Source organism: Pseudomonas donghuensis (assembly GCF_000696345.2).
Lineage (GTDB): Bacteria > Pseudomonadota > Gammaproteobacteria > Pseudomonadales > Pseudomonadaceae > Aquipseudomonas > Aquipseudomonas donghuensis.
Genome location: NZ_CP071706.1, coordinates 4920893 through 4943173, shown reverse-complemented (window position 1 = coordinate 4943173; position 22281 = coordinate 4920893). Strand labels below are relative to the sequence as shown.

20 protein-coding genes, 2 tRNA genes and 2 rRNA genes are annotated in these 22281 nt (G+C 61.1%); 20 read left to right on the top strand and 4 right to left on the bottom strand.

The window, feature by feature from the left end; all coding sequences use genetic code 11:
* Positions 1-50: 50 nt before the first annotated feature.
* The 7 genes from BV82_RS22960 (at position 51) to BV82_RS22930 (ending at position 7318) form a co-directional block, all read left to right on the top strand.
* A tRNA-Ile gene (locus BV82_RS22960) sits at positions 51-127 on the top strand.
* A 10-nt stretch (positions 128-137) separates the two neighbouring features.
* A tRNA-Ala gene (locus BV82_RS22955) sits at positions 138-213 on the top strand.
* 214 nt (positions 214-427) lie between these two features.
* Positions 428-3317 (top strand): 23S ribosomal RNA (locus BV82_RS22950).
* A gap of 137 nt (positions 3318-3454) precedes the next feature.
* Positions 3455-3570: ribosomal RNA gene (gene rrf / locus BV82_RS22945) — 5S ribosomal RNA — on the top strand.
* A gap of 185 nt (positions 3571-3755) precedes the next feature.
* Positions 3756-4415, top strand: coding sequence for a paraquat-inducible protein A (locus BV82_RS22940; protein ID WP_010220588.1), 660 nt, complete (start codon positions 3756-3758; stop codon positions 4413-4415).
* A complete protein-coding gene (locus BV82_RS22935) occupies positions 4402-5025 on the top strand; it encodes a paraquat-inducible protein A (protein ID WP_010220589.1) in 624 nt (207 codons plus the stop codon). The genes BV82_RS22940 and BV82_RS22935 overlap by 14 nt, the downstream gene beginning before the upstream one ends.
* Positions 5018-7318 (top strand): PqiB family protein, encoded by a 2301-nt coding sequence (locus BV82_RS22930; protein ID WP_036996895.1) that lies wholly within the window; start codon positions 5018-5020, stop codon positions 7316-7318. The genes BV82_RS22935 and BV82_RS22930 overlap by 8 nt, the downstream gene beginning before the upstream one ends.
* Before the next feature lie 210 nt (positions 7319-7528).
* On the opposite strand, the gene rpsT is transcribed toward BV82_RS22930, so the two are convergent.
* On the bottom strand, positions 7529-7807 hold the full coding sequence (rpsT, locus tag BV82_RS22925; RefSeq protein ID WP_010220592.1) for a 30S ribosomal protein S20: 279 nt from the start codon (positions 7805-7807) through the stop codon (positions 7529-7531).
* A gap of 251 nt (positions 7808-8058) precedes the next feature.
* On the opposite strand from rpsT, the gene murJ reads away from it, so the two are divergent.
* The 6 genes from murJ to ispH all read left to right on the top strand — a co-directional run bounded on the left by murJ (position 8059) and on the right by ispH (position 15394).
* A complete protein-coding gene (murJ, locus tag BV82_RS22920; RefSeq protein ID WP_010220594.1) occupies positions 8059-9597 on the top strand; it encodes a murein biosynthesis integral membrane protein MurJ in 1539 nt (512 codons plus the stop codon).
* Positions 9598-9715: 118 nt separating this feature from the next.
* Complete coding sequence (ribF, locus tag BV82_RS22915; RefSeq protein ID WP_036996894.1) at positions 9716-10666, top strand: bifunctional riboflavin kinase/FAD synthetase; 951 nt, start codon at positions 9716-9718, stop codon at positions 10664-10666.
* Complete coding sequence (gene ileS, locus BV82_RS22910) at positions 10663-13494, top strand: isoleucine--tRNA ligase (protein ID WP_010220596.1); 2832 nt, start codon at positions 10663-10665, stop codon at positions 13492-13494. The genes ribF and ileS overlap by 4 nt, the downstream gene beginning before the upstream one ends.
* Complete coding sequence (gene lspA / locus BV82_RS22905) at positions 13487-14002, top strand: signal peptidase II (RefSeq protein WP_010220597.1); 516 nt, start codon at positions 13487-13489, stop codon at positions 14000-14002. Before ileS ends, lspA begins: the two co-directional genes overlap by 8 nt.
* A complete protein-coding gene (gene fkpB / locus BV82_RS22900; RefSeq protein ID WP_036996893.1) occupies positions 13995-14432 on the top strand; it encodes an FKBP-type peptidyl-prolyl cis-trans isomerase in 438 nt (145 codons plus the stop codon). The genes lspA and fkpB overlap by 8 nt, the downstream gene beginning before the upstream one ends.
* Before the next feature lie 14 nt (positions 14433-14446).
* Positions 14447-15394 carry a 4-hydroxy-3-methylbut-2-enyl diphosphate reductase gene (ispH, locus tag BV82_RS22895; RefSeq protein ID WP_010220599.1) on the top strand — a complete coding sequence of 316 codons (948 nt, stop codon included), beginning with the start codon at positions 14447-14449 and terminating at the stop codon, positions 15392-15394.
* Here ispH and BV82_RS22890 read toward each other — a convergent pair.
* Positions 15383-15859 carry a GspH/FimT family pseudopilin gene (locus BV82_RS22890; protein WP_244993529.1) on the bottom strand — a complete coding sequence of 159 codons (477 nt, stop codon included), beginning with the start codon at positions 15857-15859 and terminating at the stop codon, positions 15383-15385. The genes ispH and BV82_RS22890 overlap by 12 nt on opposite strands.
* A gap of 141 nt (positions 15860-16000) precedes the next feature.
* Here BV82_RS22890 and BV82_RS22885 point away from each other — a divergent pair, with 141 nt between their 5' ends.
* The 5 genes from BV82_RS22885 to thiO are packed head-to-tail and all read left to right on the top strand — an operon-like array spanning position 16001 to position 18912.
* The gene (locus BV82_RS22885) at positions 16001-16204 is read left to right on the top strand and encodes a type IV pilus modification PilV family protein (protein WP_036996891.1); all 204 of its coding nucleotides are present in this window, start codon (positions 16001-16003) and stop codon (positions 16202-16204) included.
* On the top strand, positions 16201-16860 hold the full coding sequence (locus BV82_RS22880; protein WP_036996890.1) for a PilW family protein: 660 nt from the start codon (positions 16201-16203) through the stop codon (positions 16858-16860). The genes BV82_RS22885 and BV82_RS22880 overlap by 4 nt, the downstream gene beginning before the upstream one ends.
* The gene (locus tag BV82_RS22875; RefSeq protein ID WP_010220604.1) at positions 16853-17362 is read left to right on the top strand and encodes a PilX N-terminal domain-containing pilus assembly protein; all 510 of its coding nucleotides are present in this window, start codon (positions 16853-16855) and stop codon (positions 17360-17362) included. Before BV82_RS22880 ends, BV82_RS22875 begins: the two co-directional genes overlap by 8 nt.
* A 20-nt stretch (positions 17363-17382) precedes the next feature.
* Positions 17383-17781: a type IV pilin protein gene (locus tag BV82_RS22870; protein WP_026001166.1), complete on the top strand. Its 399-nt coding sequence runs from the start codon at positions 17383-17385 to the stop codon at positions 17779-17781.
* 27 nt (positions 17782-17808) lie between these two features.
* Entirely contained in the window at positions 17809-18912 is a 1104-nt protein-coding gene (thiO, locus tag BV82_RS22865) for a glycine oxidase ThiO (RefSeq protein ID WP_010220606.1), read from the top strand.
* Positions 18913-19014: 102 nt separating this feature from the next.
* On the opposite strand, the gene BV82_RS22860 is transcribed toward thiO, so the two are convergent.
* The gene (locus BV82_RS22860; protein ID WP_010220607.1) at positions 19015-19245 is read right to left on the bottom strand and encodes a PP0621 family protein; all 231 of its coding nucleotides are present in this window, start codon (positions 19243-19245) and stop codon (positions 19015-19017) included.
* Between the two features lie 93 nt (positions 19246-19338).
* Positions 19339-20361 (bottom strand): outer membrane protein assembly factor BamD, encoded by a 1023-nt coding sequence (locus tag BV82_RS22855; protein WP_010220608.1) that lies wholly within the window; start codon positions 20359-20361, stop codon positions 19339-19341.
* Between the two features lie 150 nt (positions 20362-20511).
* Here BV82_RS22855 and rluD point away from each other — a divergent pair, with 150 nt between their 5' ends.
* Complete coding sequence (gene rluD, locus BV82_RS22850) at positions 20512-21474, top strand: 23S rRNA pseudouridine(1911/1915/1917) synthase RluD (RefSeq protein ID WP_010220609.1); 963 nt, start codon at positions 20512-20514, stop codon at positions 21472-21474.
* Positions 21471-22211 (top strand): peptidoglycan editing factor PgeF, encoded by a 741-nt coding sequence (pgeF, locus tag BV82_RS22845; RefSeq protein WP_010220610.1) that lies wholly within the window; start codon positions 21471-21473, stop codon positions 22209-22211. Before rluD ends, pgeF begins: the two co-directional genes overlap by 4 nt.
* Positions 22212-22281 lie beyond the last annotated feature (70 nt).

Here is a 22281-nt window from a genome sequence, read left to right as displayed (position 1 = left end):
CGAATTGCTTGATTCATTGAAGAAGACGATATCGGTAACAGCTCTTAACTGGGTCTGTAGCTCAGTTGGTTAGAGCGCACCCCTGATAAGGGTGAGGTCGGCAGTTCGAATCTGCCCAGACCCACCAGTTTCTTGTTGGGGCCATAGCTCAGCTGGGAGAGCGCCTGCCTTGCACGCAGGAGGTCAGCGGTTCGATCCCGCTTGGCTCCACCACCTTACGTCAAAGCTTAGAAATGAATATTCGGATCGAATATTGATTTCTGAACTTTTTCAGAATCGTTCTTTAAAAATTTGGGTATGTGATAGAAAGATAGACTGGACAGCACTTTCACTGGTGTGTGTTCAGGCTAAGGTAAAATTTGTGAGTCATTACAAATTTTCGGCGAATGTTGTCTTCACAGTATAACCAGATTGCTTGGGGTTATATGGTCAAGTGAAGAAGCGCATACGGTGGATGCCTTGGCAGTCAGAGGCGATGAAAGACGTGGTAGCCTGCGATAAGCTTCGGGGAGTCGGCAAACAGACTTTGATCCGGAGATCTCTGAATGGGGGAACCCACTCAGCATAAGCTGAGTATCTTGTACTGAATACATAGGTGCAAGAGGCGAACCAGGGGAACTGAAACATCTAAGTACCCTGAGGAAAAGAAATCAACCGAGATTCCCTTAGTAGTGGCGAGCGAACGGGGACTAGCCCTTAAGTGGCTTTGAGATTAGCGGAACGCTCTGGAAAGTGCGGCCATAGTGGGTGATAGCCCTGTACGCGAAAATCTCTTAGTCATGAAATCGAGTAGGACGGAGCACGAGAAACTTTGTCTGAATATGGGGGGACCATCCTCCAAGGCTAAATACTACTGACTGACCGATAGTGAACCAGTACCGTGAGGGAAAGGCGAAAAGAACCCCGGAGAGGGGAGTGAAATAGAACCTGAAACCGTATGCGTACAAGCAGTGGGAGCCTACTTGTTAGGTGACTGCGTACCTTTTGTATAATGGGTCAGCGACTTATATTCAGTGGCGAGCTTAACCGAATAGGGGAGGCGTAGCGAAAGCGAGTCTTAATAGGGCGTTTAGTCGCTGGGTATAGACCCGAAACCGGGCGATCTATCCATGGGCAGGTTGAAGGTTAGGTAACACTGACTGGAGGACCGAACCGACTACCGTTGAAAAGTTAGCGGATGACCTGTGGATCGGAGTGAAAGGCTAATCAAGCTCGGAGATAGCTGGTTCTCCTCGAAAGCTATTTAGGTAGCGCCTCATGTATCACTGTAGGGGGTAGAGCACTGTTTCGGCTAGGGGGTCATCCCGACTTACCAAACCGATGCAAACTCCGAATACCTACAAGTGCCGAGCATGGGAGACACACGGCGGGTGCTAACGTCCGTCGTGAAAAGGGAAACAACCCAGACCGTCAGCTAAGGTCCCAAAGTTATGGTTAAGTGGGAAACGATGTGGGAAGGCTTAGACAGCTAGGAGGTTGGCTTAGAAGCAGCCACCCTTTAAAGAAAGCGTAATAGCTCACTAGTCGAGTCGGCCTGCGCGGAAGATGTAACGGGGCTCAAACCATACACCGAAGCTACGGGTATCACTTAGGTGATGCGGTAGAGGAGCGTTCTGTAAGCCTGTGAAGGTGAGTTGAGAAGCTTGCTGGAGGTATCAGAAGTGCGAATGCTGACATGAGTAACGACAATGGGAGTGAAAAACTCCCACGCCGAAAGACCAAGGTTTCCTGCGCAACGTTAATCGACGCAGGGTTAGTCGGTCCCTAAGGCGAGGCTGAAAAGCGTAGTCGATGGAAAACAGGTTAATATTCCTGTACTTCTAGTTATTGCGATGGAGGGACGGAGAAGGCTAGGCCAGCTTGGCGTTGGTTGTCCAAGTTTAAGGTGGTAGGCTGAGATCTTAGGTAAATCCGGGATCTTAAGGCCGAGAGCTGATGACGAGTTGCCTTTAGGCGACGAAGTGGTTGATGCCATGCTTCCAAGAAAAGCTTCTAAGCTTCAGATAACTAGGAACCGTACCCCAAACCGACACAGGTGGTTGGGTAGAGAATACCAAGGCGCTTGAGAGAACTCGGGTGAAGGAACTAGGCAAAATGGCACCGTAACTTCGGGAGAAGGTGCGCCGGTGAGGGTGAAGGACTTGCTCCGTAAGCCCATGCCGGTCGAAGATACCAGGCCGCTGCGACTGTTTATTAAAAACACAGCACTCTGCAAACACGAAAGTGGACGTATAGGGTGTGACGCCTGCCCGGTGCCGGAAGGTTAATTGATGGGGTTAGCTAACGCGAAGCTCTTGATCGAAGCCCCGGTAAACGGCGGCCGTAACTATAACGGTCCTAAGGTAGCGAAATTCCTTGTCGGGTAAGTTCCGACCTGCACGAATGGCGTAACGATGGCGGCGCTGTCTCCACCCGAGACTCAGTGAAATTGAAATCGCTGTGAAGATGCAGTGTATCCGCGGCTAGACGGAAAGACCCCGTGAACCTTTACTATAGCTTTGCACTGGACTTTGAATTTGCTTGTGTAGGATAGGTGGGAGGCTTTGAAGCGTGGACGCCAGTTCGCGTGGAGCCATCCTTGAAATACCACCCTGGCAACTTTGAGGTTCTAACTCAGGTCCGTTATCCGGATCGAGGACAGTGTATGGTGGGTAGTTTGACTGGGGCGGTCTCCTCCTAAAGAGTAACGGAGGAGTACGAAGGTGCGCTCAGACCGGTCGGAAATCGGTCGTAGAGTATAAAGGCAAAAGCGCGCTTGACTGCGAGACAGACACGTCGAGCAGGTACGAAAGTAGGTCTTAGTGATCCGGTGGTTCTGTATGGAAGGGCCATCGCTCAACGGATAAAAGGTACTCCGGGGATAACAGGCTGATACCGCCCAAGAGTTCATATCGACGGCGGTGTTTGGCACCTCGATGTCGGCTCATCACATCCTGGGGCTGAAGCCGGTCCCAAGGGTATGGCTGTTCGCCATTTAAAGTGGTACGCGAGCTGGGTTTAGAACGTCGTGAGACAGTTCGGTCCCTATCTGCCGTGGACGTTTGAGATTTGAGAGGGGCTGCTCCTAGTACGAGAGGACCGGAGTGGACGAACCTCTGGTGTTCCGGTTGTCACGCCAGTGGCATTGCCGGGTAGCTATGTTCGGAAGAGATAACCGCTGAAAGCATCTAAGCGGGAAACTTGCCTCAAGATGAGATCTCACTGGAGCCTTGAGCTCCCTGAAGGGCCGTCGAAGACTACGACGTTGATAGGTTGGGTGTGTAAGCGCTGTGAGGCGTTGAGCTAACCAATACTAATTGCCCGTGAGGCTTGACCATATAACACCCAAGCAATTTGAGCGAAAGCCAGATTGCGGTGTTGTGAAGACTGCAAAGCCGAGAATTTGTAACTCACAAAACATCACATACCCGATTCGCTGGAGTGTCTTAAACAAGACCTTCTGGCAACAGAATTTCTTGACGACCATAGAGCATTGGAACCACCTGATCCCATCCCGAACTCAGCAGTGAAACGATGCATCGCCGATGGTAGTGTGGGGTTTCCCCATGTGAGAGTAGGTCATCGTCAAGATTAAATTCCGAAACCCCTATCTGCGTACGCAGGTAGGGGTTTTGTCTTTATGGCGTCTGTGGGAGCGGCGGTGCGACGCCTCGACTTGCCCCGCGATGCGATGTGGCTGACAGAAGGGTATCGCGGGGCAAGCCCGCTCCTACATCGGTTAGAATAGCGCCCTCGCGTTGACTCAGAAGTTCACTATGTCAGAATCTGCCGACCCCCATCAGCTCGCCGACCTGCCCCTGGAAAACCTGGTGGCTTGTCACGAATGCGACCTGCTGATGCGTAAGCCTGTGCTCAAACAGGACGAAAAGGCCCACTGCCCGCGCTGTGGCTACGAGCTCTACGCCCATCGACACAATGTGGTCCCGCGCAGCCTGGCCCTGGTGCTGGCGGCCTTGCTGCTCTACGTACCTGCCAACTTCCTGCCGATCATGCAATTGCACCTGCTCGGCCAAAGCTCCAACGATACCGTCTGGAGCGGCGTGGTCGGGCTGTACAACACCGGCATGCGCGGCGTGGCGGTGGTGGTATTCCTGTGCAGCATGGCCATTCCCTTGCTCAAGCTGTTATGCCAGTTGGTAGTGCTGTTGAGCATTCGCCTGAACATTGGCCGCAGTTACGGCTTGCTGCTCTATCGCATTTATCACCATCTACGCGATTGGGGCATGCTCGAGGTGTATTTCATGGGCGTGCTGGTGGCGATGGTCAAGCTGGTCGATCTCGCGGAGCTGAGCCTCGGCCTGGGTCTGGCCTGCTTTATCAGTTTGTTGTTGGTGCAGGTGTGGCTGGAGGTGGTGATGTCGCCCCACCAGATATGGAGTGCTTTATCGGGGGAAGACCTGCATGCGTGCGATTGATGCTGGCATTCTGGTTTGTGGTGAATGCCACGAGCTGAATCGCCAGGAGCCAGACAGTGACGCACAAACCTGCACCCGCTGTGGTGCAGTGGTGCATGCGCGGCGGCCGAACAGCCTGGTGCGAACCTGGGCGTTGCTGATCACCTCGGCAATTTTGTACATCCCGGCCAATGTGCTGCCGATCATGACCGTCAGCGCGCTGGGCCAGGGCAGCCCGGACACCATCATGTCCGGCGTTATTACCTTGATGAAGCACGGCATGCTGCCGATCGCTGCGGTGGTGTTCATCGCCAGTATCCTGGTGCCGACCTTCAAGCTGGTGGGTATTGCCCTGTTGCTTTATTCGGTGCAGCGCCACCAACCGTTGTCGGCGCGGCAACGAATCCTGATGTACCGCTTCATCGAATTCATCGGACGCTGGTCGATGCTGGATATTTTCGTGATCGCCATTTTGGTGGCGGTGGTGAATTTCGGCAGGATCGCCAGTGTCGAAGCCAATCTGGGCGCCGTCGCCTTCGCCAGTGTGGTGATTCTGACGATGCTCGCTGCAGTAACCTTCGATCCCCGACTGATTTGGGATAACACGGAGTCGGATGACGACCATGAGTGATTTGCCTACGGCTAAAACCCGCCCAGCTTCGAACTGGTCGGCCATATGGATATTGCCTCTGATCGCTCTGGTGATCGGTGGCTGGCTTGGCTGGCAGGCCTATCGCGAGTCAGGGGTGAACATCCAGGTCCGCTTTGAAAGCGGTGAGGGTATCGTCGCCAACAAGACCGAAGTGGTCTTCAAGGGCATGTCGGTCGGTAAGGTGAAAGAGCTGGTACTGGATGCCAAGGGCAACAATACCGGGGTCATCGCCACCATCGAGATGAACAAGGAAGCCGAGCCGCACCTGAATACCGGCACCCGCTTCTGGCTGGTCAAGCCGAGTGTCAGCCTGGCCGGGATCACCGGCCTGGAGACCCTGGTTTCGGGTAACTACATTGCCGTGAGCCCTGGGCAAGGCGAGCCGACCAAGCGCTTCAAGGCGCTGGATGAGGCGCCGCCGCTGTCTGACAGCGAGCCAGGCCTGCACCTGACCCTCAAGGCTGACCGCCTGGGCTCGCTCAATCGCGACAGTCCGGTGTTCTACAAGCAGATCCAGGTTGGCCGGGTAAAGAGCTATCGTCTGGCCGAAGACCAGGGCACGGTCGAGGTCAAGGTGTACATCGAGCCGGCTTACGCCGCCCTTGTGCGCAAACATACGCGCTTCTGGAACGCCAGCGGCATCAGCATCGATGCCGACCTTTCCGGGGTGAAGGTCCGTAGTGAATCGCTGGCCAGTATTGTCGCCGGCGGTATCGCCTTCGCCACGCCCGAGCACCGCAAGGACAGCCCGCCAACTGATCCGAGCTTACCGTTCCGTCTGTACGAAGACTTCGATGCGGCCCAGGCCGGGATTCGCGTCAAGGTCAAGCTGAGCGACTTCGAGGGCCTGCAGGCCGGGCGTACCCCGGTGATGTACAAAGGTATCCAGGTTGGTTCGTTGAAGACCCTCAAGGTCGATGCCGACCTGGCCAGTGCCATGGCCGATCTGACCCTCGATCCGCTGGCCGAAGATTACCTGGTCGACGGCACCCAGTTCTGGGTGGTCAAACCGTCGATCTCCCTCGCCGGTATCACCGGCCTGGAAGCGCTGGTCAAAGGTAACTACATTGCCATTCGCCCGGGCGACAAGGGCGCGTCCCCGCAGCGTGAGTTCGAGGCGCGGGCCAAGGCGCCGCCACTGGACCTTAAGGCGCCCGGGCTGCACCTGGTGCTGTACAGCGACAACCTCGGTTCGCTGGAAGTCGGCAGCCCGATCCTCTACCGTCAGGTCAAGGTCGGTACGGTGCAGAGCTACCAGTTCTCCAAAAAGAGCAAGCGCCTGCTGATCGGCGTGCATATCGAGAAAGAGTACGCCGGCCTGGTCAACGGTTCGACGCGCTTCTGGAATGCCAGCGGCATTACCCTGAGCGGTGGCCTGTCGGGCATTCAGATCAAGAGTGAATCGCTACAGAGCCTGATGGCCGGCGGTATTGCCTTCGACACGCCAATCCCGAATGTGGCGCTCAAACGCCGTATTCCGTTCTTCCTCCTGCATGAAAACCAGGAAGCAGCCAACCGCAGCGGAACCACGGTGACCATCCGTGTCGATCGCGCAGACGGCCTCAAGGTTGGCACGCCGGTTCGCTTCAAGGGCCTGGATGTCGGCAAGGTCGAGCAGGTCGACCTGACCAAGGATCTGCAGGCGGTGCTGCTCAAGGCGCGGATCACCGAGGTGCCGGAGCGCATTGCCCGCGAAGGTACGCAGTTCTGGGTGGTCAAGCCGGCCCTGGGTATCGTCAAGACCGCCAACCTGGAAACCCTGGTCACCGGCCAGTACCTGGAAGTGCAGCCGGCAGTCAGGAGCGCAGGGCCGCAGCTCAACTTCAATGCGTTGCCACAGGCGCCGGACTTCTCCGAGCGCGAAGCCGGGTTGGCGCTGGTGCTCAGCGCCCCGCGGCGGGGTTCGATCAAGCCGGGCGTGCCAGTGACCTACCGCGAGATTCCAGTGGGCAAGGTCACCGGTTTCGAGTTGGGGCAGACGGCCGACCGGGTGCTGATCCATATCCTGATCGAGCCCAGGTACGCAGCGCTGGTACGCGGTGGTAGCCGTTTCTGGAACAGCAGCGGATTTGGCTTCGACATCGGCCTGTTCAAGGGCGCAACGGTGCGTACCGAGTCGCTGGAGACCCTGATCGAGGGCGGGATTGCCTTTGCAACGCCGGGCGGCGAGAAGATGGGTAACCCGGCTCGTCCACAGCAGACCTTCGCCCTGTTCGACAAGGCCGAGGATGAATGGCTGCAGTGGGCGCCGAAGATTCAGATTGGTAAGTAACAAACACCCTGGGCTGCATTGCAGCCCATTGCTGGAGCTGGCTTGCCAGCGATGAGGCCGGTCCAGGCTACCCATCTGGTGTTGCCTGGGTTGCGACCGCTTTGCGGTCGATCGCTGGCAAGCCAGCTCCCACAGGGTTAAAGGTCAATCTCAGGAATCACAGGCAATAAAAAACCGACCCTAGGGTCGGTTTTTCAACAAGCGTGTCGCTTAGGCAGCTGCAGCTTCTTTCAGCGCCTTGATGTGGCCATTCAGACGGCCTTTATGGCGAGCAGCCTTGTTCTTGTGGATGATGCCTTTATCGGCCATACGGTCGATAACTGGAACAGCCAGAGTGTAAGCAGCTTGCGCTTTTTCGGCGTCTTTTGCGTCGATGGCTTTAACTACATTCTTGATGTAGGTACGAACCATGGAACGCAGGCTGGCGTTGTGGCTGCGACGCTTCTCAGCCTGTTTTGCACGTTTTTTGGCGGAAGGTGAGTTGGCCACCGTCGAGCTCCTCGAAAGACTTGGTAAATAGCAAACAAAATAGGCCGCGAATCATGCCGATGAGTTGATCGGTTGTCAAGGGCACTTGCATGGTTCCGCTGAGTGGTCGTTCTGTACAAGGGAGTGATTCCCTTCTGCGGTACGACCTGTAAACTCGGGAGCTTTTGCTCTGCTTGCGTTGCGGCGCGGAGTATCGCACAACTGGGCGCGTTGCGGCACAGCCCTTTATCCTCAGGCGTGAAAAACTTTCGATGAATCTTCTCAAATCCCTGGCCGCGGTCAGCTCCATCACCATGATCTCGCGGGTGCTGGGCTTTGTCCGTGACACCATCCTGGCACGGGTGTTCGGCGCAGGCGTGGCCACCGACGCCTTCTTCATTGCCTTCAAATTGCCCAACCTGCTGCGGCGCATCTTCGCCGAGGGCGCGTTTTCCCAGGCGTTCGTGCCAATTTTGGCTGAATACAAGACCCAGCAAGGCGAGGAGGCGACCCGTACCTTCATCGCCTACGTCAGCGGCCTGCTGACCCTGGTGCTGGCCCTGGTGACTGCCCTGGGGATCCTTGCCGCACCCTGGGTGGTGTGGGTAACGGCGCCGGGCTTTGTCGACAGCACCGAGAAGTACCAGCTGACCACCGACCTGTTGCGGGTGACCTTTCCTTATATATTGCTGATCTCGCTGTCGTCGCTGGCCGGGGCCATCCTCAATACCTGGAACCGCTTTTCGGTGCCGGCCTTCGTGCCGACCCTGCTCAACGTGGCGATGATCGGCTTTACCCTGTTCCTCACGCCGTACTTCGACCCGCCGATCATGGCCCTGGCCTGGGGCGTGCTGGCCGGTGGCCTGGCGCAGCTGTTGTATCAGCTGCCACACCTGAAGAAGATCGGCATGCTCGTGCTGCCGCGCCTGAACCTGCGCGATAGTGGCGTGTGGCGGGTGCTCAAACAGATGCTGCCGGCGATCCTCGGGGTGTCGGTGAGCCAGATCTCGCTGATCATCAACACCATCTTCGCCTCGTTCCTGGTGGCCGGCTCAGTGTCGTGGATGTACTACGCCGACCGCTTGATGGAGCTGCCCTCCGGCGTGCTCGGGGTGGCCCTGGGCACCATCCTGCTGCCAACCCTGGCCAAGACCTACGCCAACCGCGACCGCCACGAGTACTCGCGGATCCTCGACTGGGGCCTGCGCCTGTGCTTTTTGCTGGTGCTGCCATGCACCCTGGCCATGGCGATTCTTGCCGAGCCGCTGACCGTGGCGCTGTTCCAGTACGGTAAATTCAGCGCTTTCGACGCGGCCATGACCCAGCGTGCGCTGATCGCCTATTCGGTGGGCTTGCTGGCGATCATTCTGGTCAAAGTGCTGGCCCCAGGCTTCTATGCCCAGCAAAACATCCGGACGCCCGTGAAGATCGCCATCTTCACCCTGGTCTGCACCCAGCTGTTCAACCTGGCATTTATTACCCACCTGGCGCACGCTGGCCTGGCCCTGGCCATCAGCCTGGGTGCCTGCCTGAATGCCGGCTTGCTGTACTGGAAGCTGCGCCAGCAGCAGTTGTTCCAGCCACAACCGGGCTGGGCCAGGTTCCTCGCCAAGCTGGTGGTGGCGGTACTGCTGATGTCGGCGGTATTGCTGGTAGGCATGCATTACATGCCGGCCTGGGCCGAAGGGCAGATGCTCGAGCGCTTCCTGCGCCTGGGTGCGCTGATCCTGGCCGGGGTCGTGACCTATTTCGGCTGTCTGTTGCTGTTTGGTTTTCGCCCGCGTGACTTCGCCCGCAAGGCGTTGCATTAAGGCGTAACGGCGGTCAGACGTCGGTTTTACACATTCCACGCCACGGGGTGACGCTGCTGCCTGTCGTCAGCGCCCGGGTGTGGTTATAATCGACCACTTTATGAGCAAGAAGCGCGTTATGCAGCTGGTTCGAGGCCTCCACAACCTGCGCCCCCAGCACCGGGGCTGTGTCGCCACTATTGGCAACTTCGACGGTGTTCACCGCGGCCACCAGGCAATCCTGGCGCGCCTGCGTGAGCGAGCGGACGAGTTGGGCGTGCCCAGCTGCGTGGTGATTTTCGAGCCACAGCCGCGTGAGTATTTCGCCCCCGACACCGCGCCCGCGCGCCTGGCCCGGCTGCGCGACAAGGTCGCCCTGCTGGCCGCCGCCGGCGTCGACCGGGTACTGTGCCTGGCGTTCAACCAGCGTTTGAGCAAGCTCAGCGCCGCCGAGTTCGTCGACACCATCCTGGTCGATGGCCTGGGGGTGAAACACCTGGAAGTGGGCGACGACTTCCGCTTCGGCTGCGACCGTGTTGGCGACTTCGACTTCCTCGAACAGGCCGGTATCCTCCAGGGCTTTACCGTGGAAGCGGCGCAAACCGTCGAGCTCGACGGCCTGCGGGTCAGCAGCACGCAAGTGCGCGATGCGCTGGCCAGCGCCGATTTCGAGCTGGCCGAGCGTCTGCTGGGGCGGCCGTTCCGCATCCGCGGGCGGGTGTTGCATGGGCAGAAGCTGGCACGCCAGTTGGGAACGCCGACGGCCAACATCCAGCTCAAGCGCCATCGCGTACCGCTCAGCGGGGTCTACCTGGTCAGCGTCGAACTCGACGGCAAGCACTGGCCGGGTGTCGCCAACATCGGCGTACGGCCTACTGTTTCAGGTGATGGCAAAGCCCACCTGGAAGTACATCTTCTGGATTTTGCCGGCGATCTTTATGGCCGGCGTCTGACGGTGGAATTCCACCACAAGCTGCGTGAAGAGCAGCGTTTCGCCTCCCTGGAGGCGCTGAAGTCGGCGATCGATGCGGATATCGCCGCCGCACGTGCCCATTGGCACGGTCAACCGCTAACGAAGAGCCTGAAATGACCGACTATAAAGCCACGCTAAACCTTCCGGACACCGCCTTCCCGATGAAGGCCGGCCTGCCACAGCGCGAACCGCAGATCCTGCAGCGTTGGGACAGCATTGGCCTGTACCAGAAGCTGCGCGAAATTGGCAAGGATCGTCCGAAGTTCGTGCTGCACGACGGCCCGCCCTACGCCAACGGCAAGATCCACATCGGTCATGCGCTGAACAAGATTCTCAAGGACATGATTGTCCGCTCCAAGACCTTGTCCGGTTTCGACGCCCCGTACGTCCCGGGTTGGGACTGCCACGGCCTGCCGATCGAGCACAAGGTCGAAGTGACCCACGGCAAGCACCTGAGCGCCGATCAGACCCGCGAACTGTGCCGCGCCTACGCCGCCGAGCAGATCGAAGGGCAGAAGACCGAGTTCATCCGCCTGGGTGTGCTGGGCGACTGGGACAACCCGTACAAGACCATGAACTTCTCCAACGAAGCCGGTGAAATCCGCGCGCTGGCAGAAATGGTCAAGCACGGCTTCGTGTTCAAGGGCCTCAAGCCGGTCAACTGGTGTTTCGATTGCGGTTCGGCCCTGGCCGAAGCCGAGGTCGAGTACGCCGACAAAAAATCGCAGACCATCGACGTTGCCTTCCCGGTAGTCGATGACGCCAAGCTGGCCGCCGCCTTCGGCCTGGCCTCGCTGGCCAAGCCTGCCTCGATCGTGATCTGGACCACCACCCCGTGGACCATCCCGGCCAACCAGGCGCTGAACGTCCACCCGGAGTTCAAGTACGCCCTGGTCGATACCGGCGACAAGCTGCTGGTGCTGGCCGAAGAGCTGGTCGAATCGTGCCTGAAGCGTTATGCGCTGGAAGGTTCGGTGATCGCTACTGCGCCAGGTTCGGCGCTGGAACTGATCAACTTCCGTCACCCGTTCTACGATCGCCTGTCGCCGGTGTACCTGGCCGACTACGTCGAGCTGGGCGCCGGTACCGGTGTGGTTCACTCCTCGCCAGCCTACGGTGAAGACGACTTCGTCACCTGCAAGCGCTACGGCATGGTCAACGACGACATCCTCACCCCGGTGCAGAGCAACGGTGTGTACGTGCAGTCGCTGGAGTTCTTTGGCGGCCAGTTCATCTGGAAGGCCAACCCGGCCATCGTCGACAAACTCTCGGAAGTCGGTGCGCTGATGCACACCGAAACCATCAGCCACAGCTACATGCACTGCTGGCGCCACAAGACCCCGCTGATCTATCGCGCCACCGCGCAATGGTTCGTCGGCATGGACAAGCAGCCCGACAACGGCGAGACCCTGCGCAAGCGCGCGGTCAAGGCCATCGAAGAAACCAAGTTCGTCCCGGCCTGGGGCCAGGCGCGCCTGCACTCGATGATCGCCAACCGCCCGGACTGGTGCATCTCGCGTCAGCGTAACTGGGGCGTACCGATCCCGTTCTTCCTCGACAAGCAAACCGGCGAGCTGCACCCGCGCACCGTCGAGCTGATGGAAGAAGTGGCCAAGCGCGTCGAAAAAGAAGGTATCGAGGCCTGGTTCAAGCTCGACGCCGCCGAGCTGCTCGGTGACGAGGCCGGCCAGTACGACAAGATCGCCGACACCCTCGACGTCTGGTTCGACTCCGGCACCACCCACTGGCACGTGCTGCGTGGCTCGCACAACATCGGCCACGAAACCGGCCCGCGCGCCGACCTGTACCTGGAAGGTTCCGACCAGCACCGCGGCTGGTTCCATTCCTCGCTGCTGACCGGTTGCGCCATCGACAACCATGCGCCGTACCGCGAACTGCTGACGCACGGTTTCACCGTCGACGAGAACGGCCGCAAGATGTCCAAGTCGCTGGGTAACACCATCGAGCCGCAGAAGGTCAACGACACCCTGGGTGCCGACATCCTGCGCCTGTGGGTTTCGGCCACCGACTACTCCGGCGAAATGGCGGTTTCCGAGCAGATCCTGCAGCGCAGCGCCGACGCCTACCGGCGTATCCGCAACACCGCGCGCTTCCTGCTCTCCAACCTGTCCGGCTTCGACCCGGCCCGCGACCTGCTGCCGGCCGAAGACATGCTGGCGCTGGACCGCTGGGCCGTCGACCGTACCCTGCTGCTGCAGCGCGAGCTGGAAGAGCACTACGGCGAGTACCGCTTCTGGAACGTCTACTCGAAGATCCACAACTTCTGCGTGCAGGAGCTGGGTGGCTTCTACCTGGACATCATCAAGGACCGTCAGTACACCACTGGCGCCAACAGTGTTGCCCGTCGTTCCTGCCAGACCGCGCTGTACCACATCAGCGAGGCGCTGGTGCGCTGGATCGCGCCGATCCTGGCGTTCACCGCCGACGAGCTGTGGCAGTACCTGCCGGGCGAGCGCAACGAATCGGTCATGCTCAACACCTGGTATGAAGGCCTGAGCGAGCTGCCGGAAGGCTTCGAGCTGGGTCGCGCCTACTGGGACCGCGTGATGGCAGCCAAGACAGCCGTCAACAAGGAGCTGGAAAACCAGCGTGCGGCCAAGGCCATCGGTGGCAACCTGCAAGCCGAAGTCACCCTGTTCGCCGACGACGCCCTGAGCGCCGACCTGAACAAGCTGGGCGACGAGCTGCGCTTCGTGCTGATCACCTCGGCAGCCAGCGTTGCGCCGTTCGCCCAGGCTCCAGCCGATGCGGTCGAGACCGAAGTGCCTGGCCTCAAGCTGAAAGTGGTCAAGTCCGGCCACGCCAAGTGCGGCCGTTGCTGGCACTTCCGCGCAGACGTCGGCTCGAACCCCGAGCATCCGGAAATCTGCGCCCGTTGCGCCGACAACATCAGCGGCAATGGCGAGGTGCGCCACTATGCCTAACCCTGGTGTGGGGCGCTTCGGGCGCCTCAGCTGGCTATGGCTGAGCGTGCTGGTCCTGGTCCTCGACCAGGCCAGCAAGTTCTACTTCGAGGGCGCGCTGAGCCTGTATCAGCAGATCGTGGTCATCCCTGACTACTTCAGCTGGACCCTGGCCTACAACACCGGTGCCGCTTTCAGCTTCCTGGCTGACAGCTCCGGCTGGCAGCGCTGGCTGTTCGCCCTGATCGCCGTGGTGGTCAGCGCCGTGCTGGTGATCTGGCTCAAGCGCCTGGGGCGCAACGAGACCTGGCTGGCAGTCGCGCTGGCATTGGTGCTCGGCGGCGCGCTGGGCAACCTGTACGACCGTATCGTGCTTGGCCACGTGGTCGACTTTATCCTCGTGCACTGGCAGAACCGCTGGTACTTCCCGGCCTTCAACCTGGCCGACAGCGCCATTACCGTGGGTGCGGTAATGCTGGCGCTGGACATGTTCAAGAGCAAAAAGTCCGGAGAGCCCGTCCATGACTGAGACCCGTATCGGCCAGAACACCGAAGTGACCCTGCACTTCGCGCTGCACCTGGAAAACGGCGACACCGTCGATAGCACCTTTGAAAAGGCGCCGGCGGTGTTCAAGGTCGGCGACGGCAACCTGCTGCCAGGCTTCGAAGCGGCGCTGTTTGGCTTCAAGGCCGGTGACAAGCGTACCGTGACCGTGGTCCCGGAAAACGCCTTTGGCCAGCCGAACCCGCAGAACGTGCAGGTCATGCCGCGCTCGCAGTTCCAGGACATGGAGTTGTCCGAAGGCCTGCTGGTGATTTTCAACGATGCCGCCAACGCCGAATTGCCGGGTGTGGTGAAAGCGTTCGATGAAGCCCAGGTGACCATCGACTTCAACCATCCACTGGCCGGCAAGACCCTGAACTTCGAGGTGGAAATCCTCGCGGTCAAGGCCCTGTGAGCCTGGAGTCCGCCATGCAAATCAAACTCGCCAACCCCCGTGGCTTCTGTGCCGGCGTGGACCGGGCGATCGAGATCGTCAATCGTGCCCTCGAAGTGTTTGGCCCGCCGATCTATGTGCGCCATGAAGTGGTGCACAACAAGTTCGTGGTCGAGGACCTGCGCGCGCGCGGGGCGATTTTCGTCGAAGAGCTGGACCAGGTGCCGGACGACGTCATCGTCATCTTCAGCGCCCATGGCGTTTCCCAGGCCGTGCGCCAGGAAGCCGCCGGGCGCGGCCTGAAGGTGTTCGACGCGACCTGCCCGCTGGTGACCAAGGTGCATATCGAGGTGGCGCGCTACAGCCGCGACGGCCGCGAGTGCATCCTGATCGGCCACGAAGGCCACCCGGAAGTCGAAGGCACCATGGGTCAGTACGACACCAGCAATGGTGGCGCCATCTACCTGGTCGAAGACGAGGACGATGTTGCCAGCCTGCAGGTCAACGACCCGGATAAGCTGGCCTTCGTCACCCAGACCACTTTGTCGATGGACGACACCAGCCGGGTGATCGATGCCCTGCGTGCGCGCTTCCCGAATATTGGCGGGCCGCGCAAGGACGACATCTGCTACGCCACCCAGAACCGTCAGGACGCGGTCAAGCAATTGGCCGACGAATGCGACGTGGTATTGGTGGTCGGCAGCCCGAACAGCTCCAACTCCAACCGCCTGCGTGAGCTGGCCGAGCGCATGTCGACCCCGGCCTACCTGATCGACGGCGCCGAAGACCTGCAAAAAAGCTGGTTCGATGGCGTCGAGCGCATTGGTATCACCGCCGGTGCTTCGGCACCCGAGGTGCTGGTGCGTGGGGTGATCGAGCAACTGCGGGCCTGGGGTGCCACCGGCGCCGAAGAGCTCGATGGCCGCGAGGAGAACATTACCTTCTCGATGCCCAAAGAGCTGCGTGTGCGTTCATTGATCTGACCCGGCAGCCGCGCACAGCGGCTGTTCGCCGGGCTCCTCGCGCAGGCTGACCCGGCCTGTGTGCGCCAGTACCACCCGGTACTGGCTGTAAGGATCGGGGCGCTGGCAAATAAACAGCGTCCCGGCCTGAAACGCTCCCCCCGCGTGCAAGGGCACCCCCAGCCCACTGAAGCGTATCTGCCGGGCTACCGGTTGATTGCCGACGATACTCACCCGCTCAAGCCGCTGTTCGTACAGCAACTGTGGGCCATCCTGCTCCACGACCATGCGCCAGCCATTACTCCAGTTATCGTCGAACGCCTGCAGGCGAACCACCTGGTTGCGCAGCAAGGCCTCGCTGCGTGCAGTGCGCAAGGCCTGGGCCAGGTCCTTGGCGGCAGCTTGCTGTTGTAGGCCGCTGTTCATGGTGCTGTAGGTCGGCAGGCTGATCTGCGTCAGCATCCCCACCAGCGCTAGCGCGAACATCATTTGTATCAGTGTTACCCCCTGTTGCTTCACCGTGCATTCCTCCCTGGAAGTGCTTCTATAGAGTCAGGCCGGCGGACAGCAGCGTCCAGTCGGCCAGGTTGGCAAAGGGCTGTGGAAAAGTCGCAGGAGGAAGGCGCCATGGATGGCGGACGGCAACAAGGAATGAGCTTGCTCGAGGTGCTGCTGGCCATGCTGGTGCTGGGGGTGGGTGTTTTTGCTGCAGCGGCTGCGCAAGTGCGGGCGTTGCAGGCCACCGACAGTGCCTTGCAGAGTACCCAGGCTGCGTATCTGCAGCATGGCGAGCTCGAAGAAGCACGCATCAACGCAGGGCCAGGCCGATGAAACGGCAAGCCGGTGTCGGCCTGGTCGAAGTGTTGCTGGCCCTCAGCCTCGGCTTGGTGCTGCTGCTCGGTGCCAGCCGCCTGTTTTTGGCGGCCACTTCGAACTGGCAGGCTCAGGGCATTGCCGCGCAACTGCAGGAAGACGCGCGCCTGGCGTTGCAGCGTATGGCCCAGGATATTCGCATGAGCGGCATGTTCGGCTGCTTGCGTGAGGATGCAATCAGCCATGTGAACCCGTCCTCGGCACAGGCGTTTGCCCAGCCGCTGGCGGTAGTCCGCGCAGCGGACGGCCAATTGCAGCAATTGAGCCTGATCACTGCTGAAGTGGCTGGCGCCGGTGGGCGGCCGAACTGGACGTTGGTGACCGATTGCATTCGCGAAGCGCGGGTCTATCCCGATGTCCAGGCCGCGCCGGCCGGGCACTACGCGATACCGATACGGCGCCAGACCTACCGCGTTGAGGGCACCAGCCTGATGTTCGGCAGCGGTGCCAGCTATGCGCCGCTGATCGACAACCTGGGCGAGCTGCGCGTCGACATCATCAGCCGGAGTGCCACCCGCATCGCCGGGCTGCGTCTGAGCCTGACCTTGCTTGACCCGCTGGCGCGGGTAAGGCCGCAGCAGTATCAACTGACGGTGGCCCTGCGCAATGGCTAGGCCCGGCAGCCAGCGCGGGGTGATCCTGCTGGTCAGCCTGGTGTTGCTGGGACTGTTGGCTTTGCTCGGCGTCTCGGCGATGGTCAGCGCCACCCTGCAGGCGCGTATGGCGGGCAACCTGCAGGCAGCCTTGCACGGCTTCGAGCAGGCGGAGCAGGCCTTGCTGGTTGGAGAGTCGAGCGTGTCGGGCGTGTTGCCGTGCAGTTACTGTTTACCGCCGCCGGAAGCTGCACGGGTGCGGGCGGCTGGCGTCTACCGCGGCGAAGGGCCGACCTCCGGCCTGAGCTGGCAAGGCGGCGCCAGCGGCTTCTACCTCGTACAAAACCTTGGCCAGAGTACCCACGCCGCGCACTGGCCCGCCAACCTCTGCGCCACCTTGTACCGGATCACCGCCGTCAGCCACGCCGGGGCAGGGCGCAGCGTGCTCGAAAGCATTTATGCACAGGCTGTAGAAGAGGGCGCTCAGCCACCCAGGCGCATTCTCTGGCGCCAGCTTCACTAGGAGTTTGACTTATGTCCACCCTGCAGAAAGGTTTGAGCCTGATTGAACTGTTGCTTGTCGTCGCCGTGGTCGGCATTCTTGCGGGCATTGCCTATCCCAGCTACAGCGAACAGGTCCGCAAGGCCGCACGCACGGAAATCGCCGGGTTGCTGTTCGAAAGCGCGCAGTTGCTGGAGCGTCACTATTCACGCACCGGCCAGTACGCCGACAGCGAGGCCCTGGTCACCCCATTGGCGTCCGGGACCGAGCACTACCGGCTGCAAGCCGTTCGTCATTCGACGTCATTCACCCTGACCGCCCGGCGCATACCGGGTGGTTTGATGACCGGTGACCGCTGCGCTGATTTCGTACTCGACCAGGCCGGTGTGCGCCGCAATCCCGGCGCCGTTGATGCTGGCCATGGCTGTTGGGGTGGTTGAGGTTTACTTCAGACGTTGGATCAATACATGACCAAGCAAGTAGTGATTGTCGGTGGTGGGGTGATCGGCCTGCTGACAGCGTTCAACCTGGCGGCCGACGTCGATCAGGTGGTGCTGTGTGACCGTGGCGCGCTCGGCCAGGAGTCTTCCTGGGCCGGTGGCGGCATTGTCTCGCCGCTGTATCCGTGGCGCTATAGCGCAGCGGTAACGGCCCTGGCGCACTGGTCGCAGGATTTTTATCCACAGCTGGGCGAGCGCCTGTTCGCCAGCACCGGGGTCGACCCGCAAGTGCACACCACCGGCCTGTACTGGCTGGACCTGGACGACGAAGCCCAAGCGCTGGCCTGGGCCGAGCGCGAAGGGCGGCCGTTGACGGCTGTGGATATCTCGGCGGCCTATGACGCGGTGCCGGTGCTTGGCGGCGGTTTCCGGCGCGCCATCTACATGGCCGGGGTTGCCAACGTGCGTAACCCGCGCCTGGTCAAATCCCTCAAGGCCGCCTTGCTGGCGCTGCCGAACGTGAGCATTCGCGAGCACTGCGAAATCACCGGCTTCAGCCGTGAGGGCGAGCGCATTAGCGGGGTGGAGACCGCGACCGGGCCGATCCAGGCCGATCACGTCGTGCTGACGGCTGGCGCCTGGAGCGGCGACTTGCTGCGGCCGCTGGGCCTGGAGCTGCCGGTGGAGCCGGTGAAAGGGCAGATGATCCTGTACAAGTGCGCCGAAGACTTTTTACCGAGCATGGTGCTGGCCAAGGGGCGCTATGCGATCCCGCGGCGTGACGGGCATATTCTGGTGGGCAGTACCCTGGAGCATGCCGGTTACGACAAGACCCCGACCGAGGAGGCGCTGGAAAGCCTCAAGGCTTCGGCGGTGGAATTGCTGCCGGCGCTGGCCGATGCCACCCCGGTGGCCCATTGGGCAGGGCTGCGGCCGGGGTCGCCTGAGGGCATTCCGTATATCGGTGAGGTGCCGGGGTATGCCGGGCTGTGGCTGAACTGCGGGCACTACCGCAACGGCCTGGTGCTGGCGCCGGCGTCCTGCCAGTTGTTTGCGGATTTGTTGCTGGGGCGTGAGCCGATGATCGACCCGGCGCCGTATGCACCGGCTGGGCGGGTGGCTGCTCTCTAGGGCCTCATCGCTGGCAAGCCAGCTCCCACAGGAAAGCAGATATCTTCAGATCCCTGCCGTACCTGTGGGAGCTGGCTTGCCAGCGATGGCCGCGCCGCACAATCAGCGCTGCGCCCCAGGCCCCTGCTCCAGGTGCGCCTGGCTGCAATACCACTGCGCCCCGCGATGCAATGCCCGGTCACTGGGCAAATGCACGCCGCAATGGGCGCAGCGGACCATCTTCAGCGGGTCTTCGAGGCTGTTGTTCTGCGTAGCAGCATTGCTGGCCTTGAACTTGCGCCACAGCCAGAAGGCGGCGGCAATCAGGGCAATCCAGAATAGTAGGCGAACCATGGTGTCCAGCTTTGTCAGTGAAGAGCCTTCAGTCTAGGGCTCAGGCATGAAAAAAGGGAGGCCTTGGCCTCCCTTTATCTTTTACACGATGGCTCAGTCGAACACACCGAAGGTCATGTAGCTGAACCAGGAGCGGTCTTCGTTGTTACCTTCCGCTTCGTGGTTCTCTTCTTCGATGACGTCACCGTTGGCATCTTTAGGCAGCAGCTCTTGCGGGATCGCGTCCTTGGCGTCCTGATACTGCTTGATCACGTCCTGGTTGGCGCGGGTCTCGCCCGGCGGCAGCGGCGGGGCGGTATTGATCAGGCCCAGGGTGGCCTTGGACAGCCACGAGCGGTTGTCGGCCTCGTTCTGTTGCGGCACGAACTGGCCATCGACCAGGCTCGGGTGATCCGGGTAGTTGAGCTTGAGGGTTTCCAGGCTGGTGGCGGCCAGTTCGTCCAGGTGCAGGCGCATGTAGGCTTCGGTCATCACCGCCAGGCCGTCGCCGACCGATGGGGTTTCCTGGAAGTTCTCGACCACGTAGCGGCCACGGTTGGCGGCAGCGACATAGGCCTGACGGGTCAGGTAGTAGTCGGCCACGTGGATTTCGTAGGAGGCCAGCAGGTTGCGCAGGTAGATCATGCGCTGCTTGGCGTCTGGCGAGTAGCGGCTGTTAGGGAAGCGGCTGGTCAGCTGGGCGAACTCGTTGTACGAGTCGCGGGCAGCACCCGGGTCACGCTTGGTCATGTCCAGCGGCAGGAAGCGCGCCAGCAGGCCGCGGTCCTGGTCGAAAGAAGTCAGACCCTTGAGGTAGTAGGCGTAGTCGACGTTCGGATGCTGCGGATGCAAGCGAATGAAACGCTCGGCGGCAGACTTGGCAGCCTCCGGTTCGGCGTTCTTATAGTTCGCGTAGATCAGCTCGAGCTGGGCCTGGTCGGCGTAGCGGCCGAACGGATAGCGCGATTCCAGAGCCTTGAGCTTGCTCGTGGCACTGGTATAGCTGTGGTTGTCCAGGTCGGCCTGCGCCTGCTGGTACAGCTCGGCTTCGCTCAGGTTTTCGTCGACGACTTCCTTCGAAGAACAAGCAGCGGTCAGTCCGAGGATGGCGATCAGCAGCAGGTGTTTCACTTGCATGGCGGCTTGCGTCCCTATGACGGCCGCTGTCTTGGGCGTGGCCGTCCTGTTATGATGAGCACCCCGATGCAACCCTCGGGGCAAAAGACGTCGTATTTAACCACAAGCGTGCAGTCGAAACCAAAGGCTGTGCCGCCCGCTGATTCGAGCATGTCCGAGATCATTCAACTTCGCGCAGAGGTGCCGTCCGAATTGGGCGGGCAACGCCTCGACCAAGTCGCCGCCCAATTGTTCGCTGAGCACTCGCGCTCGCGCCTGTCCACCTGGATCAAGGAGGGGCGCCTGACGGTCGATGGCGCTGTCCTGCGTCCGCGCGATATCGTCCACGGCGGTGCGCTGCTGGCGCTCGACGCCGAGCAGGAAGCCCAGGGCGAGTGGGTGGCCCAGGACATCGAGCTGGATATCGTCTACGAAGACGACCACATCCTGGTGATCAACAAGCCTGCCGGGCTTGTGGTCCACCCGGCTGCGGGCCACGCTGATGGCACCCTGCTCAATGCCCTGCTGCACCATGTGCCGGACATCATCAATGTGCCGCGCGCCGGTATCGTCCACCGCCTGGACAAGGACACCACCGGTCTGATGGTGGTGGCCAAGACCATCCAGGCGCAGACCCAGCTGGTCGCCCAGTTGCAGAGCCGCAGCGTCAGCCGCATCTATGAATGCATCGTGATCGGCGTGGTAACGGCCGGCGGCAAGATCAACGCGCCGATCGGCCGTCACGGCGGGCAGCGCCAGCGCATGGCGGTCACCGAGGGCGGCAAGCCGGCGGTCAGCCACTACCGTGTACTGGAGCGCTTCCGCTCGCACACGCATGTGCGGGTCAAGCTCGAAACCGGGCGTACCCACCAGATTCGCGTGCACATGGCTCACGTCAACTTCCCGTTGGTCGGCGATCCGGTCTACGGCGGGCGTTTCCGTATTCCGCCAGCGGCCAGCCTGACCATGGTCGACGCGCTCAAGACCTTCCCGCGCCAGGCCCTGCATGCGCGCTTCCTGGAGCTCGATCACCCGGTGACCGGCGAGCGCATGGGCTGGGAATCACCGCTGCCGGATGACTTCGTCTGGCTGCTGTCGCTGCTCAAGCAAGACCGTGAGGCGTTCATCGGATGAGCGAGTTGACGCAAGCGCTGCTGTTTCCCGACTGGCCTGCGCCAGCCGGGGTGCGCGCCTGCGTCACCACGCGCAGCGGCGGGGTCAGCCTGCCGCCTTATGAAAGCTTCAACCTCGGCGACCATGTTGGCGATGCGCCGGCAGCGGTGGCCGAGAATCGCCGGCGACTGACCGTCGAGTTCGGCATTCAGCCGGCCTGGCTCAAGCAGGTGCATGGCGTGGTGGTGGCCGATGCCGACCCCAGTGTTATCGCCGAAGCCGATGCCAGCTACAGCGCGACCCCGGGCATTGCCTGCACGGTGATGACCGCCGACTGTTTACCGGTGCTGTTCTGCGACCGCGCCGGCACCCGGGTAGCCGCCGCCCACGCCGGCTGGCGCGGGCTGGCCAACGGTGTGCTCGAAGCCACTCTGGACCGCCTGGCGCTGCCGCCCGACGAGGTGCTGGTGTGGCTCGGCCCGGCCATTGGTCCGCAAGCCTTCGAAGTTGGCCTGGAAGTACGCGACGCGTTCACGACCGTTCATCCGGAAACTGCCCGGGCCTTCGTGCCCGGTGCCCAGCCCGGCAAGCTGATGGCCGATATCTACCAGCTGGCCCGCCTGCGCCTGGCAGCACGCGGCGTCAATGCCGTCTATGGTGGTGGCTTGTGCACCGTCAGCGACCCGCGCTTCTATTCTTATCGGCGTACCCCGCAGGGTGGCCGCTTCGCTTCCCTGGTCTGGCTGGCACCGCGCTGACCTGGATCAAGCCCGGCTAGCTTGAATCTTCCAGAATCACCCTTATCTACAGTGGTATCTCTGGCAGGTT

What these genes read in the sequence shown, in the direction of transcription:
- BV82_RS22930 (WP_036996895.1), top strand. Translation starts at nt 5,018, where the DNA reads ATGAGTGATTTGCCTACGGCTAAAACCCGCCCAGCTTCGAACTGGTCG.
- BV82_RS22885 (WP_036996891.1), top strand. Translation starts at nt 16,001, where the DNA reads ATGGATGGCGGACGGCAACAAGGAATGAGCTTGCTCGAGGTGCTGCTG.
- BV82_RS22940 (WP_010220588.1), top strand. Translation starts at nt 3,756, where the DNA reads ATGTCAGAATCTGCCGACCCCCATCAGCTCGCCGACCTGCCCCTGGAA.
- BV82_RS22890 (WP_244993529.1), bottom strand. Translation starts at nt 15,859, where the DNA reads ATGTTCGCGCTAGCGCTGGTGGGGATGCTGACGCAGATCAGCCTGCCG.
- pgeF (WP_010220610.1), top strand. Translation starts at nt 21,471, where the DNA reads ATGAGCGAGTTGACGCAAGCGCTGCTGTTTCCCGACTGGCCTGCGCCA.
- ribF (WP_036996894.1), top strand. Translation starts at nt 9,716, where the DNA reads ATGCAGCTGGTTCGAGGCCTCCACAACCTGCGCCCCCAGCACCGGGGC.
- BV82_RS22880 (WP_036996890.1), top strand. Translation starts at nt 16,201, where the DNA reads ATGAAACGGCAAGCCGGTGTCGGCCTGGTCGAAGTGTTGCTGGCCCTC.
- ispH (WP_010220599.1), top strand. Translation starts at nt 14,447, where the DNA reads ATGCAAATCAAACTCGCCAACCCCCGTGGCTTCTGTGCCGGCGTGGAC.
- thiO (WP_010220606.1), top strand. Translation starts at nt 17,809, where the DNA reads ATGACCAAGCAAGTAGTGATTGTCGGTGGTGGGGTGATCGGCCTGCTG.
- rluD (WP_010220609.1), top strand. Translation starts at nt 20,512, where the DNA reads ATGTCCGAGATCATTCAACTTCGCGCAGAGGTGCCGTCCGAATTGGGC.
- murJ (WP_010220594.1), top strand. Translation starts at nt 8,059, where the DNA reads ATGAATCTTCTCAAATCCCTGGCCGCGGTCAGCTCCATCACCATGATC.
- BV82_RS22855 (WP_010220608.1), bottom strand. Translation starts at nt 20,361, where the DNA reads ATGCAAGTGAAACACCTGCTGCTGATCGCCATCCTCGGACTGACCGCT.
- BV82_RS22875 (WP_010220604.1), top strand. Translation starts at nt 16,853, where the DNA reads ATGGCTAGGCCCGGCAGCCAGCGCGGGGTGATCCTGCTGGTCAGCCTG.
- fkpB (WP_036996893.1), top strand. Translation starts at nt 13,995, where the DNA reads ATGACTGAGACCCGTATCGGCCAGAACACCGAAGTGACCCTGCACTTC.
- ileS (WP_010220596.1), top strand. Translation starts at nt 10,663, where the DNA reads ATGACCGACTATAAAGCCACGCTAAACCTTCCGGACACCGCCTTCCCG.
- BV82_RS22935 (WP_010220589.1), top strand. Translation starts at nt 4,402, where the DNA reads ATGCGTGCGATTGATGCTGGCATTCTGGTTTGTGGTGAATGCCACGAG.
- BV82_RS22860 (WP_010220607.1), bottom strand. Translation starts at nt 19,245, where the DNA reads ATGGTTCGCCTACTATTCTGGATTGCCCTGATTGCCGCCGCCTTCTGG.
- lspA (WP_010220597.1), top strand. Translation starts at nt 13,487, where the DNA reads ATGCCTAACCCTGGTGTGGGGCGCTTCGGGCGCCTCAGCTGGCTATGG.